Genomic DNA, 13,250 nt, shown 5'->3' on the forward strand with positions numbered 1-13,250 from the left:
TTTATAGTGTTGTGGCTACTTTGATTAATTCCCTTGCTTCTTTTGCCTTTAAAAGAGATACGCCATGCCATTCCAGTTCTTCCGCGAGTTGGTTCAGCATTTCAAGCATTTCAGGAGCGCAGGCTATCAGGCTTGCATTAGCGTCCACTTCTTCGGGAGACAAACCGTCTACAACTACCCGCGATACATGAGTATTGATACCTGAAAATATAGTGGGGTATTTAGTGGCGGGAGGAACGTTTCGGTGCCAGGGGCCCGGGGTGTGTTTCTTTTCCATGTTATTTTACTGTTGGCTTTGATTACGAAAATTCAACTCGTTTCAACTCTTCCTCGATTCCTGCGTACCGATGCCATCCGCTGGGATTCCATTCTTTTTGCACCTGTTCTGGCTGTATAAGACCAAGGCCGAAAGCTATTCTTTCCTCGGTCTGACCGATTTGCATGCCGAGCCAGTTCATTTCAGCATTGATCTTCTGGATTTGCTTTTGGGAAGTGTTTTCGCTTTGGTATCGATCGGAAAGCTTTTCCATTTTCTCATTGAGTCGGAAAAGCTCGTCAGCTTGCTTTTTTATGTATGTGTATCTTTTCATCTTTTCTTTTTAACCCCCGGATGTTACCGGGGGAGGGGTTAAACTTTTATCAGGTACTTGAATGATTTTCGTTCAATTGCTACGAGCCAAGCCGTTCCAGAAAACAGGCTTACGGAATCTGAATCGTAATGGCATACCCCCGTAAATCCATCATAGGCATTTCCTTCTCTCGCGTACAGGTATCTTTGGCCTTCTACTGGCTTTATAGAGGCTGCAGTTTTTTTATGAATCGAAATGCCTGGGGCCACAACAATGAAATAAGCTGGCACTACGATAAATAGGAATACGCCGATGGCAAGTATTAGGGGCATTATGCTCTCTTGCATGGTTGTTTTAGTTTACGTAACACCACATTTGATACCTTCCAGAAACAGGCTCCCCGTCATTGCAAATAATCCTGCCTGCAAGCTTAAGGCTCTCTAACCCTTCTTTCTTTGAAATCCTTGTGAACTTTTTCTCATAGTCATCGAAACGTTTCATCCAAACATCCTTATGCGTCTTTTTTATAGTGATCGTTTCCATGTCTTTAAGTGTTAATGTCAATTGCTTATGTAAAAATAAGCCAATAATTTTACACTTACAAATATATTTGAAAATATGTACCAATTATTTTACATTTGTTTTTATGAATAAGGACATAAAGGCTCTGTACGTGGCGATTGAAAACAATGAGGTTGTTTGCTTTGATACAAACCTTTCTAAATTCCATTTGCATTTTTCCAACATGGAGCCACAATGCCCTTCTTATATTATCTTTCATCGGGCCTTTAAAAAGGGCTACAAATTCACAAAAACGCTTTCCGGCAAGGGGTACCATTTTCAAAAAGTCCTTTAGTCTTTCCATTTTAGCTGCTTTGCATCAAAATCCTGCAGTGACTTTTTGAGATAAGCCAACCGCTTATTGTTCCAATAATTATCGGGAGCAAGCCGGATCCGGTTATAAATAATTTCAAGCATGTCGCCTACCATAGAATCGGCCCTTCTTGTTGTTTCTTTGGCCTCCCTAACGGCTTCGGTCATTTCATCGAATGTCATAATCCTTAATTTTTTGTTTGTACGTCTCAATCAAATGGATCAATCCAAACCGATCCCAGCGGTGCCCTGATTGCTTGGCTATCCTTTCAAGTAATTCCAACCTTTCCGACCCTATTTTTTTAATCAGGTTCTCCCGGTATTTCAATTGGTTCCCGCTCAAATACGTATTACATCTGATGCATTGGGCATGCACGTTATCTTCGTTGAACCTTACTACTCCGTTATGCCCTGCGGACAAATAATGTCCGGCCTGGATCTGCTTTAATGATTTGAGTTCCCCGCAGGAAATACAGGTAAATGAATCTCCGTTGCTGTCTCTTTCCCGGATGTACTTGTTGAATACCTGGGTAGCTTTTTTTATCAGCCAGCTGATTGAACGGTTGTTGTATTTTTGAATTGACCTGACCTCTATCGTTTCCGGTTTCTTCTTATTTACAGCCGCTCTGTGCCGTTTATAATGACTTTGGCACCTACCAGCTATCAGCGGCCCGTTATAGTCACAGTCAAGGCATTTGCCCTCTTTCATCTTTATGGTAGAATTACGCTGCATCAAGAGGGTCGCCTTTCTATTTTGTTGGCGTATTCCTGGTACTGCGCCTTAATAGACGGGTATACAGATATATACCCCTGAATTGTCGCCAATCGGTTGTAGATAGTTGTCCTGTGGACCTTCTGGATAATTCCAATTTGGGCTATATGAACTCCCTTTTCATAAAGGAAAAGCGCCTCAAACTTTGCCGTAAGGCTTTTGTCTATTTTTTGTCCTGGCTTCATGATCCTTTGTATTCAACTTCTGAAATAATAAATGCTCCGGTAGTGGGCAGCCACGTGTCTCCGACCTTGATCCTGTCTTCCTGAACCGTTTTTAGGTGGTCTACAACCACGTGTTTTTGGCCGTTTTTTACGTACTCAAATCGGACGGTTTTCCCGATGTATTGGGTTAGTTCATTCATTGTTAAATATGCTTTCTGGCGTTCCTCCAAACTCTATTTGATCCTTTATCCAAGTATTCAAGGCAATTTTTTTCGCCTTTATTTCTACCAGGTCATTTTTTGATTTGGCCTGAATTTTTTCAATGATCAGCGATATCTGCTTTCGTTTTAGGTAGTCTGTTGCAGCGTTTTTTTCTTCCTCTTTTTCGAGAAGTAGTTTCGTTTCGGCTTCCTCCCAAATTTTCCACCTGCGTTCTTTGGATAATTTTATCACACCCTTTTCTTTGTCCAGCCATGTATACAGGAAATTACCGAAGTCCTCAAAAAACCCTCCCTCGGAAACAATTTTGAACGCATCCTTCAGATGCCCCATGCAGCGCTGATCGTATTCTTCTGGCGCAGGAGGGGCCGGTTCCGGTTCCGGGTCGGCTTCTTTCAGTATCCGCTGATCCCGTTCCCCGCTGGACAGGTAGGCTACAAGGAACTTATTGAACGTAACCACATTGAGGCCGAAGTAATCCCCGTATTTGCCCCTTACACCGTTTTGGAAGGCAATTCCGATTTCCTCCAGGCGAAGGTTTGGCGTGTAGGTTTGAATGTCCTTTACGACCTGGTTGACCAGATAGTCCCGGTCATTGTCGTCCAGCATTTTTACTCCAGCATCCGCGAAGGATTTGCCTATTGCTGCATTGACAGCTTGGAACAACTCCGTTTTTGCGACCTGTTTAACCGGGGGCATATCGATTAAAGCCCCTGATTGTCTTACTAATTCATTCATACATTCTCGTGTTTTGGAAGCTTTCGATTGCCGCTACGGCTCCCCTTTTTTCTTTTTTCAAACCTGTTTCCGGCTGAAGGAAGTTAATCGTGTTGCAAAGCGTGGATTTCCAGTTTTTTATCGCGCGGTCACCTCCTTTGCTCTTACTTCCACCGGTACGCCATCCGGCCTCCTTCCATGCGTTGTACTTGGCCTTGAGTTTTGCGGCATCTATGGCGATGTTAAATTCCAATGCCTTTTCTTCGGCATACTCTTCGAACTCTGAGTAATCGGGAATACCCCCCTTTGTAATCCCCCCTTCTTTTTCCTTTTCTTTTTCTTCTTCTTTATATTCTTCTTCTTCTTGCAGGGTATTATTACCCTTATAATACCCTTCCGTTACCCTTTCTAAGAGACCGTAATTTTTTAGTAGAGCTATCACCTTTCGGTGTGGAGGACAGGCGGAAGTAAGTTCTCCGTATTGAAATTTTACGAAGTCCTTTATAAAAATTTTCCCGTTAGGCAGGTATTCGATCTGGTCTTTTAATACCTCAAAATCTTCCTTGGTTACTCTCTCACCAATGAAAACACTTGCAAGCAGAAGATTAGGCTGCCACACACCGGCAGCGTCACATTTATCAAATAGGAATCTGATTAAGCATTTGTGCTTGAGGGAAAGTTCCATAAACCATGACTTTTCCCATATTTCGGTATCTGTAAATCGCTTAGACATTTTCAACCCCCTTTGAATACACGCTTTCCTTGATTGATTGCAGCAATTTTTCTTTTATAGTTGAATGAAGTTCCCGCAGGCACTTTGGATGGAAACCCGTATTGTGCCACCTCTTTCCGACTAAATTGAATTTCAGACCGTCAAACCCGTATTCGTAAGTATAGATGCTGATATAATCGTCAATTTTGTTATACAGATAGACAAAGTCGCTAGTCTCGTCAATCGAACTTCCTATTGCAATGGCGTTAACATGGATTAATAGCTTCCTGGGAACTTCCAGGCTATACAGGTATTCATCGATACATGTTTTATACCGGCAAGCTTGGGCTAATTCATTAAAACCAACTTTTCCTTTTTTTAATTCTAAAATGGATATACATATTTCTCTTGGATAGATATCAATGGCTATAATATCGGCTATACCGTACGATCCTAAATGAACTTGCCTATATAGTTTTCCAGGAGCATGTAGACCTGCTTCCGGCAATCGATCCGGATTGTTGAAAATTATCTCCTCTAGAGTATTCTCTAAAAATTCACTTTTTGACATGTTTCCCCGTATTTCATAAGTTCAAAAATTTCAATCTCGTTCTTCTCTACAAGTAGCCGTAAATCGGCGGTCAGTGTTAGGTATTTTTCTTTTTTATCGATCAACTCTATTAGCTCTCTGGCGGTCCTGTTGATCCGTTGTAAACCCTCCTTTCTATTTATTCGCATTGAAGCCATCCTGTCATACAGCTTGGTGCATCATCCGGCGCGTCCTGTTTGAATGCATTGTATTGCTTCCCTCCGCGGGAGGTCTTACACCACTCCTTTACTTCGCTGATCTTAGGGATATATCCTTTTGGTTTACCGGGAAGTATGCCGGAAGGAAACCATGATCTGCCCAGCATATTTTCCCAATGTTCTATTTTGTCCCACGCCCATTCAGGCAATACCTGTAACTGATTTTTATTTGCATGGATACAGGGGTAGCAGCCAACACGATTATTCCCTAAGGCGTATAACGGGTTAGGGGGTACGCCCTTTTGAGCCATTAATGAGAATATTTGTTCTTTTGATTCGTATAACAGTGGCAGGACGCTTTCACAGTTAAAGAAGCTGTTCCAGTTAAAAGGTTGCATTTTGGAACGCCTTTCGCTTTCTCCTGCACGGATACCAGTAAACATGATCCAATTGTAACAATCTCGTGGATAGTGTTTTTCAAGATAGAATCGGATCGGCCATAACTTCACATGTTCGGTGCAAAATTGAGCCTTTGTGCTGGGAGCCCTGCCTTTCCACAGCATCATATCAGCGAATGGATTTTCGGTTGGTATTATTCCTTTCTTTTCTAACTGTTTTGTAAAATCAGCCTTAACCATTACCACTTCCGGGCCTTCAGTCATTACATGAAGGTTTTTCACATAATTGACCGTAACCGGATGTTCATTCCCCGTGTCTGCGAAGATCGGAAGGAAGCTATTTCCGAAATACTCCTGCGCCAACAGGTAAAGCGCTGTGCTGTCCTTCCCGCCTGATACTGATATGATGCGCAAATCCTTCATGCAGCCCTCCACAAATATTCATTAACCCCATAAGGCCCCTTGACCTGCTTACTTGTTTTAACCAGCTTCCCTTGTTTTTCAAGGTCAGATATAGCCCTTCTTATCGAAGTGATAGGGAAGTCTCGACCTAACTGCCTGCAGAGCTTGAATGCCTTCCAGGGGCTTAATTCCTTGTGTGCCTCAAATAGCTGCAGAACTATTGCTTCCTGCTTTTCTGCCCGCTGCTGGAAGATGTCCAATTGGTTGGGAGCTTCTGCTGTTGTGTTGTACCAGGTCATGATTAATGTTTTTAATAAAGCCCGTCTATTCCGGGCTGTCAACCAACATGCCTTTGTTGGGTTTTATCGTTTGTCTGCGGGGCGTACTGTTTGCATCATCGCACTTTGCGGTACTTGTTGGGGATGCAGCCTTCAAGCGGCAACATTGGCAATCCCAACCTCTCATTATCGGCCAGAGGTACGCAGACCGATAAGCCCTAATCCTAACCGATGCAAGTAGCCCTATAGCCCCTTATTTGGAATGTCAGAAGGGCAATGAATCGTCCCTATTCTCAAATTCCTGTGACTTCGGCAGGCCATTCCCTTGCTTAGGTATAGATCCTTTGTCGTAGGGCTCCTGTATCTGAAAGCTGAAAAACGATTTCCCGTCCTTCGATTTCTTAACCCACATAGATATCTCAATGTCATTTCCTTGAAGGTCTTTCCCTTTTCCCCGGTAATCAGGGTGGCTGTCCTGCTTCTTATGGTCATTCTTGAAGATTGCGCCTGTTCCTGGCTTTTGTTCGTAATTGCTCATATTTTAAAAGGTTAATTCTACTTGTCCCGGGTCGGGGATTTCTATACCGAGAAATTCCGCTGCCCATTGTGTTACATCTGCCACGAAGTCCATAAATTCAGATGTTGTAAGCTCCGACGTGTGCTTAATGGCTTCTATTGGCTCTCCGTGTTCGCTGATGGTTTCGTACTTCAGGAACTTGTACTTTATCAGATCCTTTACCCAATCCTTTGATCGGGCCTCGTTGAAACCCGCATCGATCAATCCCGCTTGGAGAATGTCCAGCACCGGGCCGTGAAAAAACCGGTTCTGCGGGCTGCTTCTTTTTTTCTTCTTGCGTTCAAGGGTAATGGTAACAGGCTTGCCATTGAATGAATGAATGCATTCGTCGAACAACCTTCGGTTTATTATGCGAAGGGTTCCGTTTTCCGTTACACCGTTGAACTCGTAGCGCATCGTTATTTTATGGTGATTTTAAGCCCAATCTTCCCGGTGCGAACAGGAGGGTTTACGGTCCAGCTTTCTCCTGTTTCAGGGTCAAAGCATCCCTGCTCCTTCTTTACTCCCTGCAGGAACTTTTCACGTTCTTTTATTTCTGCGGAGATGGATTCAAGTTGCGCGTTAAGGTTGTCCCAAAGCTTATCCCCGCAGGAAGCGTAGTCGTACTTCACGCCGGTTTCTCCCTGGGTAACCTCAGCATAGTATTTGGTGATCTTATCGCCTTTGGGAATGCTGATTTCGGATTCAGCCAGGGGCCTAACTCGCCTTTCAACGGCCTTGTAAATTTCCTGGCCTTTTTTGGCGATTATGAGGGCTTCTATGGGGTCAATAAAACCTTCATTAATTCCGTCCTCGTAGTGAGACGCTATGGCCTCGATTGCATTTTTATCCAGTTCCGAAAACTCGCCTTTTTGAATAGTTGCAACATGTGTCATGCGGGTACTCCTTCCAGTTCGGTAACCCGTTCTTTGCACAGGAATTGAAATTCTTCGCTGGTTGTCCAGTAGGGGTTATCCTGGGTTAGTTTTACTACAGCCTTTTTGCTTTCGCAGGCCTTTATTTTGCCTTTCAGGTCAAACGGAACGAGTTCGTCGTATCCTGCCTGCTGCTGCTTTTTGAGCATACCATTTACCTTTTCGTCGGTGGAAGGCTCTTTAACAGGTGGGTTGTTTCCGTATCCCTTGAATACGTCAATTCCTATTTCCAGCATAGATGCCATTTTGGTAAGGGCGTCTGTAGTGGCCCCTTTGTAAGCGTCCCCCAGATCTGCATTATCGTTGCCGCCATAGCTTTCCAGCTCTATTTCGTATTCAGGGATAACCAAGTGCGACTTCACCACAATATGCTTGGTAGAATTGTCGATAACTTCCGAAGTCAATTTCCACATCCCTACGCCGAACACATCGTTTAGGCGCTCCACCACGTAAATGGCCTTGATAGTGGAAAGGTAATTTTTGGTAGGGTGCGGCTTGACTGCTTCTTTCGGCAGTGGCTCTCTTAATCTTTGTCTTATTTCGTCGGTGATTTTCATTTTGTATAGTATTTGATGATTTGCTCAATTATTCCGATCGCTGCAGCCCCCGCCATCAGCCAGATAATGGCATTATCGTTTTGGGGCTCCTCCTCTGATATGTGGTCGTAAGTCATTTCAGTTTAAAAGATTGCGGAAGAAGTCCAGTATTTGATCTTTCCAGATGATCCCTGCAAGGCAGAATAGAAGGGTAGCTGCCAGCATAAGAATGCCTTTAAGCATCTCATAAAGCGTCTGCTTCGCATGGTCGTTGAAGGCTTCCGCATCCCGCAGGAACTTTTCTTCCCGTAATTCCTGGTGCCTTATTTTAGCGCGGTCGATATCCGTAAACTCAAACCATTCAGTAGTGGACATTTCGCGGCCTCCGGTGTATGAGGTATCGAGTTCTTTCATTGCGATTGTATTAAAGTCCTTGCGTATTGTTTTGCTATCGATGCAGCAGATTCAGGGGTATGACCGTCATGCTGCCACCTGTCATGACTATCCATGATCTTGCAGAAGATTTGAATGGCGTAGTAGCTCTCGAGGTACTGGCGGTAGGCAACCTCATTGCCGTCGAAGTCTTGCAGTGATTTCATTGCTGACCTCCTTTCAATTTAATCCATCCCCATTCTACGAAGGTTTCCACGGAAACGCCCATGTAGGGAAGGGCGAAGGAGCGGGAGCGGAGGTAGTCGGCTCGATCGGCAGGAGCACCTTTAATGTGGAACCCAAAGGAGTAATGAAATATACCCTCGCTGTAGTTAATTGTCATCCCGTGACAATCTGCGCTAACCGATTCAAAAATCGCATCAGGATGAACCATGCACAATAATGTAGTGGCTTCCTCATCCGTAATGTCGGAGAGGGGGCGCAGTTCGAGATAAGCGTCTTTCTTTACTTTATTGTCCCTGGAAAACGTGTAGGCGCAAACGTCCCCCTTTCGGTTGTATGGATCATTATTGCGGTAGCATACCTCCAGACCAAAATACAGAGCAAAGAACCGGGCTTTATTTTCCGGTGTGTTCTCGAATTGCTTGCTCATAATATCACCTCCCCTCCATCACGCAGATATTCCGCTACTGCATTATTACGGTTCTCCCAATCTTCCAAAAAGATATCCACCGGCATATCGAAGATATCCTGCACGTGTTCGCCGTGATGGTTTACGCCGTTGTTTTCAACCTCATTCAGGCCTTCTTTTTCGATGTAGGTTTTCAGCTTTTCCAGGGGAATGCTGCCTTCGTTCCACTGCTCTACATCGCCGCCGGTTACCTGATACACCACCTCTACGCAGTCGCCATTTATTTTGGAATGGTCAACATAGTAGGAGGGAGCGCGTTCCATCATCGTTTCTACTGCCGGTCGCAGGTGATTTGCCAATGTTTCGAATAAGTCGTAAGTTTGCATTGTTGTAAGATTTAATTGATTGCCTCGGTTACCGCCGGGGCTTTCTTGTTTTTAATTATTTGCCGCCGCAGCTGCATTTCGTTTCGGGTTTTTCTTGCTTTGTCGGTTCAGGGAGTTCGTCCTTTTCGCAGGAAGGGAATGCGATCAAGGTGATTAAGGCAACCCCTATAATCAATGCCCATTTTTGAGAGGCGTTGGGAGTGTTTGACATTATCATAATCCGTATTCTTTATAGATTTCTTTTCTTAATTCGTCCCTTATATCTTCCGGGTGCCTGAGTAGCCGCTTTTCTATCACTCGCTTAGCGTATTCCCGGGATAGGCGGTCTATTTCGCTTTTGCGGGTTCGTTTGGATGGCTGTCCTTTTATGTATTCTACTCTCAGCATTATGCAACACGAGTTATTTCTACCTCTGAACGATCATTTGTGAGCTTCACAGTGTAGACTTTACCGTAGATAAGTTTCAACTCCCATGCGTAGCGGGCCGCACTATTTCGCCTTTTTAATGGGGCGGTTAGTGTGGCATTAATAACCATTTCTTTCATAGAGCCCTTCAGGTCCTCAGATTCCGCTCGCATTGTTATTCTCATTTTTTATCTATCTTTGTTTGTTGGTAAGCAAATATATGTAGAAAAATCTACACGAGCAAATTTTATGTGTAGATTTTTCTCAATTAATTTAAAATTAATGGGCTCTACGATTCAAAGATTTATTCAATTCATTGAGAATCAAGGGTATTCCAAGCGGCAGGCCGAGGTAAAATTAGGGATGGGGAACGGCCGCTTAGGTAAAATGCTCAAGAGCAATACCGAAATAAAAGGGATATTATTGGAGAATATTCTAAGGAAATTTCCATCTCTGAGTAGAAATTGGCTCCTACAGGGAGAGGGAGAAATGACAGTCCAGAATGTCGAAGATCCTATTTTAAATGAAAGCGGAATAGCGGTTTCTGCCGAAAAGGAGCGTACGATAAGCGTCCAAGAAAGGTACATTGCGCACCTTGAAGGTCAAATAAGCGACCTTTTGGGAAAGTACAATAAATTGGAGGAAAAGTTGATCGAAAAGGATAACGAGATAAAGGGCCTTCAGGAGCGTATAGAGCGAGATGCTAAAAAAATCTCGGCCTATGAGCGAAATTTGGGAAATAGCAACCCGTCCCGCTCTAAATCCGAAATACCGGCCGGGAAGTGATCATAATGATCGTATAAATGAAAACTGACTAATATGATAATGTTCAGTATCTGTCTTAAATAGGTTCCTCCGCTTGTTTAGTTATAGGTAACCCAAATATAGCAAATTACTACACAATTTTCAACCTTTAAATGTGAAAATATGAGAATACTATTACTAATAGGTTTTACGTTGCTTCCCTCTGCTATATTTGGTCAGTCTATAAATAATTTTAAATACACCGGCAACGAGGTTCAATATGAATTTGTTTACAACCTTGACACAGATTCAACGGAATTGCAAAGGCGATTATCGGCATTCATTCCTTTAATAAGAGGAGTTAAGGATGTTTTAGTGAGTGAGGGACAAATTTCAGGAAGGATTGAAAATGCCCAGGTAAATTATAAGGCACACGGGTTCAAAAGAGGGGATTTATCTCTCTTAATGGATGACCCAGTATCATATGGATTTTTAGTTCAAATAAAAGGCGGAAAGTATAGGGTGGTTTTAAGCGGTATATACTTTTATGATGAAGTTGAGAAGTTCACTTACTATTTTACGGAATATTCATACAATAGCAAAACGGGTGCATTTAAGTATCTAAAGGAAAGCAAAACGCCATCCTTCATGAGGAACCCCATAAGAAATACTATGCAAATGTTGGCAGTCCATTTCCATGATACTTTCGCACTTAAACCATCCAACGACAACTGGTGATGACCGATCCAGAAAAAATGCGCTTCATCATGAAGACGCTGAATATGACGCAGAAGGAGCTCGCCGAAAAAGCGAAGCTTTCGCAATCCCTTATATCTGACATCATAACCGGAAAGAGGAATGCCACCTATAACATTATAAGGAAAATAGGAGAGGCCACAAGCCTCAATCAGGATTGGTGGTTTAATCAACGAGGGAAAGCGTTCCTGGACAAGGATGCGCCTCCCGTAGCGGCCAATGACGCTAAATTCATTGCAGAGCAGAACGAATTGCTTAAGGCCCATATAAAGGACCAGCAGCGTATAATTGCTATGCTGGAGGATAAGATCTCATTGCTTGAGGCCCAATGCGATTTAAAAAGAAGAAAGGAAAAGTAATGACGTGTGCTCAGGAACGCCCCCGAAAACAAACTGTACAAATTCCGGACAAATTTACCCTTTTAATACCGCGTAAAATAATACAATAAAGCAATTAAAGATGCGGAAAAAGCAAATTCATACCGAACTTCCCAATCCCACCCTGAGCACGGATGCCCCTAATGATATCGTTAGGGGCATTTTTAATAAATACGGACAGATATCGGACAAGTTTAAGAAGCTGATGGGGCAACCACAATACCGTGAAGCTGTCCTTAAAAAGACAGGTAAGGATTGGTATATTGAATACCAATACAGGTATCCGGTAGAACTAAAACCGCCAGGCAAAAGGTTTGAACGTTTCCGGGATCGCTCCGATATCAATTACGTCCGAAAACATAAAGGGGATGCTGCAGCGGAAGAATATGCAGCCGGGGTTATCCAGGTCATTAATAATGGCCTTCGGAGTGGAATAATAAATCCGTTCGCGGATGAGGGGAGAGTTAATAAGATCCATGAGAGGCGAGCTATATCTGAAAATTCTGTGAATATGAATACCGCTCTCGAGCTGTTCATCCAGAACCGAAAGTCCAGGAAGCTCTCCGATAAGACAATCATAGACTATGAGAACCTTTGTAAGTGGTTTAAGGAATGGTTGTCCTCCCAGGACCTACTGAAGGTAGAGCCGGGGAAAATTACCACTGATCATATCGAGACGTTCCTTTCAGATTGTCAAGAGGAGCGTAACTGGTCACCGCGCACCCGGAACAATTACAAGGAATTTGTTTCGTCTATTTTCATCTTCCTTCGTGATAAAAAGCAACTCATTCAGAACAACCCCGCAATCGGCATAGATGCCCAAAAAACTAAAGCAACCAAGAATACCTATTACGATACCGAGCTTGCGAAAAATATAAAGGAATACATGGCAGAAAACGATGCCTTTATGCATTCGTATTGCCAGTATATTTATTACTCCTGTTCGCGCCCCAAGAAAGAAGCCAGGTTTGTACGGATTGGTGATATTGACACCGTAAGAGGCACAATAAGAATTACCGATGGCAAGACCGGGGAAAGGTTCGTTCCGCTTTGTACAGAACTTAAGGAATGGTTTGACGAAATAAATATTTATCAATATCCACGAGAAAGGTTCCTATTTGGACCCGGGTTTTATGGATCCCAAACACCGGTAAGTGTCAACTTTTTTACCAACAGGTACAAGCCGATAAAGGATAAATTTGGCCTAGACCGAAAATATTCAATTTACGGATGGAAGCACAATAGGTGTATCGATCTGATCCGGTTGGGTCTTACATTGGCCGAAGCTATGCAGCTTACCGGGCATGATGATTATACGAGTTTTGAAAATTACATTCGGGACCTGGGTGCGGCTATGTCCGGGAAGGTCGTAGGGGAAACGGTGAGGTTTTAATCGATTATTTGGATATTTAATATATCTTTTCGATATTTGCTATGTCTGGATAATGGGGGTACAACCTGACAGGTACATGGCTGGCTCCGCTCAAGGAAGTAGAGTCATTGAAACGAAGAAAACCCATTTTCTCCTCAGAATTGACTAAGGGGGAAAGGGGGTTAAACTCTCTCGGATCGATGGCTTCACCACTAAGGAAATATTTATACTTAAATAGTATAAAAGAATGATTCTTCTTGAGCGGAGAGAAAACGAAATTGGCCGGGCCCCTACCTGGCCTTTTTCAT

At 43.3% G+C, this 13,250-nt stretch carries 22 protein-coding genes; 4 read left to right on the top strand and 18 right to left on the bottom strand.

Going from position 1 to position 13,250, the window contains the following annotated elements:
• Position 1: 1 nt before the first annotated feature.
• The 18 genes from VD907_06765 to VD907_06850 form a co-directional block, all read right to left on the bottom strand.
• Positions 2–277 carry a hypothetical protein gene (locus tag VD907_06765; protein ID HYG84547.1) on the bottom strand — a complete coding sequence of 92 codons (276 nt, stop codon included), beginning with the start codon at positions 275–277 and terminating at the stop codon, positions 2–4.
• A 22-nt stretch (positions 278–299) separates the two neighbouring features.
• Complete coding sequence (locus VD907_06770) at positions 300–590, bottom strand: hypothetical protein (GenBank protein ID HYG84548.1); 291 nt, start codon at positions 588–590, stop codon at positions 300–302.
• Positions 591–628: 38 nt separating this feature from the next.
• Entirely contained in the window at positions 629–916 is a 288-nt protein-coding gene (locus tag VD907_06775) for a hypothetical protein (protein ID HYG84549.1), read from the bottom strand.
• Between the two features lie 251 nt (positions 917–1,167).
• Positions 1,168–1,434, bottom strand: coding sequence for a hypothetical protein (locus VD907_06780; protein ID HYG84550.1), 267 nt, complete (start codon positions 1,432–1,434; stop codon positions 1,168–1,170).
• Positions 1,422–1,625, bottom strand: coding sequence for a hypothetical protein (locus VD907_06785; GenBank protein HYG84551.1), 204 nt, complete (start codon positions 1,623–1,625; stop codon positions 1,422–1,424). Before VD907_06785 ends, VD907_06780 begins: the two co-directional genes overlap by 13 nt.
• Positions 1,612–2,151: a recombination protein NinG gene (locus VD907_06790; protein ID HYG84552.1), complete on the bottom strand. Its 540-nt coding sequence runs from the start codon at positions 2,149–2,151 to the stop codon at positions 1,612–1,614. The genes VD907_06785 and VD907_06790 overlap by 14 nt, the downstream gene beginning before the upstream one ends.
• A 244-nt stretch (positions 2,152–2,395) precedes the next feature.
• A complete protein-coding gene (locus VD907_06795; protein HYG84553.1) occupies positions 2,396–2,578 on the bottom strand; it encodes a hypothetical protein in 183 nt (60 codons plus the stop codon).
• Complete coding sequence (locus VD907_06800; GenBank protein HYG84554.1) at positions 2,571–3,335, bottom strand: hypothetical protein; 765 nt, start codon at positions 3,333–3,335, stop codon at positions 2,571–2,573. The genes VD907_06795 and VD907_06800 overlap by 8 nt, the downstream gene beginning before the upstream one ends.
• A complete protein-coding gene (locus VD907_06805) occupies positions 3,328–4,047 on the bottom strand; it encodes a hypothetical protein (protein HYG84555.1) in 720 nt (239 codons plus the stop codon). The genes VD907_06800 and VD907_06805 overlap by 8 nt, the downstream gene beginning before the upstream one ends.
• Positions 4,040–4,597 (bottom strand): hypothetical protein, encoded by a 558-nt coding sequence (locus VD907_06810; protein HYG84556.1) that lies wholly within the window; start codon positions 4,595–4,597, stop codon positions 4,040–4,042. Before VD907_06810 ends, VD907_06805 begins: the two co-directional genes overlap by 8 nt.
• A 157-nt stretch (positions 4,598–4,754) precedes the next feature.
• Entirely contained in the window at positions 4,755–5,594 is an 840-nt protein-coding gene (locus VD907_06815) for a phosphoadenosine phosphosulfate reductase family protein (GenBank protein HYG84557.1), read from the bottom strand.
• A complete protein-coding gene (locus VD907_06820) occupies positions 5,591–5,872 on the bottom strand; it encodes a hypothetical protein (GenBank protein ID HYG84558.1) in 282 nt (93 codons plus the stop codon). The genes VD907_06815 and VD907_06820 overlap by 4 nt, the downstream gene beginning before the upstream one ends.
• Before the next feature lie 520 nt (positions 5,873–6,392).
• Positions 6,393–6,824, bottom strand: coding sequence for a hypothetical protein (locus VD907_06825; GenBank protein HYG84559.1), 432 nt, complete (start codon positions 6,822–6,824; stop codon positions 6,393–6,395).
• 2 nt (positions 6,825–6,826) lie between these two features.
• Positions 6,827–7,303, bottom strand: a complete 477-nt coding sequence (locus tag VD907_06830; GenBank protein HYG84560.1) for a hypothetical protein — start codon at positions 7,301–7,303, stop codon at positions 6,827–6,829.
• Positions 7,300–7,899 carry a hypothetical protein gene (locus VD907_06835; GenBank protein ID HYG84561.1) on the bottom strand — a complete coding sequence of 200 codons (600 nt, stop codon included), beginning with the start codon at positions 7,897–7,899 and terminating at the stop codon, positions 7,300–7,302. Before VD907_06835 ends, VD907_06830 begins: the two co-directional genes overlap by 4 nt.
• Positions 7,900–8,016: 117 nt before the next feature.
• Positions 8,017–8,292, bottom strand: a complete 276-nt coding sequence (locus tag VD907_06840; protein ID HYG84562.1) for a hypothetical protein — start codon at positions 8,290–8,292, stop codon at positions 8,017–8,019.
• Positions 8,293–8,473: 181 nt separating this feature from the next.
• Positions 8,474–8,923 (bottom strand): hypothetical protein, encoded by a 450-nt coding sequence (locus VD907_06845; GenBank protein HYG84563.1) that lies wholly within the window; start codon positions 8,921–8,923, stop codon positions 8,474–8,476.
• A complete protein-coding gene (locus VD907_06850; protein ID HYG84564.1) occupies positions 8,920–9,288 on the bottom strand; it encodes a hypothetical protein in 369 nt (122 codons plus the stop codon). The genes VD907_06845 and VD907_06850 overlap by 4 nt, the downstream gene beginning before the upstream one ends.
• Before the next feature lie 654 nt (positions 9,289–9,942).
• Between VD907_06850 and VD907_06855 the strand changes: the two genes are divergently transcribed.
• From VD907_06855 to VD907_06870, 4 genes are all read left to right on the top strand, one after another.
• Entirely contained in the window at positions 9,943–10,479 is a 537-nt protein-coding gene (locus VD907_06855; protein ID HYG84565.1) for a hypothetical protein, read from the top strand.
• A 141-nt stretch (positions 10,480–10,620) separates the two neighbouring features.
• Positions 10,621–11,175, top strand: a complete 555-nt coding sequence (locus tag VD907_06860; GenBank protein ID HYG84566.1) for a hypothetical protein — start codon at positions 10,621–10,623, stop codon at positions 11,173–11,175.
• Positions 11,175–11,552 (top strand): helix-turn-helix transcriptional regulator, encoded by a 378-nt coding sequence (locus VD907_06865; GenBank protein HYG84567.1) that lies wholly within the window; start codon positions 11,175–11,177, stop codon positions 11,550–11,552. Before VD907_06860 ends, VD907_06865 begins: the two co-directional genes overlap by 1 nt.
• Before the next feature lie 100 nt (positions 11,553–11,652).
• Positions 11,653–12,963, top strand: coding sequence for a site-specific integrase (locus VD907_06870; protein ID HYG84568.1), 1,311 nt, complete (start codon positions 11,653–11,655; stop codon positions 12,961–12,963).
• Positions 12,964–13,250: the final 287 nt, after the last annotated feature.

This window comes from Verrucomicrobiia bacterium, assembly GCA_035629335.1.
Taxonomy (GTDB): domain Bacteria; phylum Patescibacteriota; class Saccharimonadia; order Saccharimonadales; family Saccharimonadaceae; genus DASUUR01.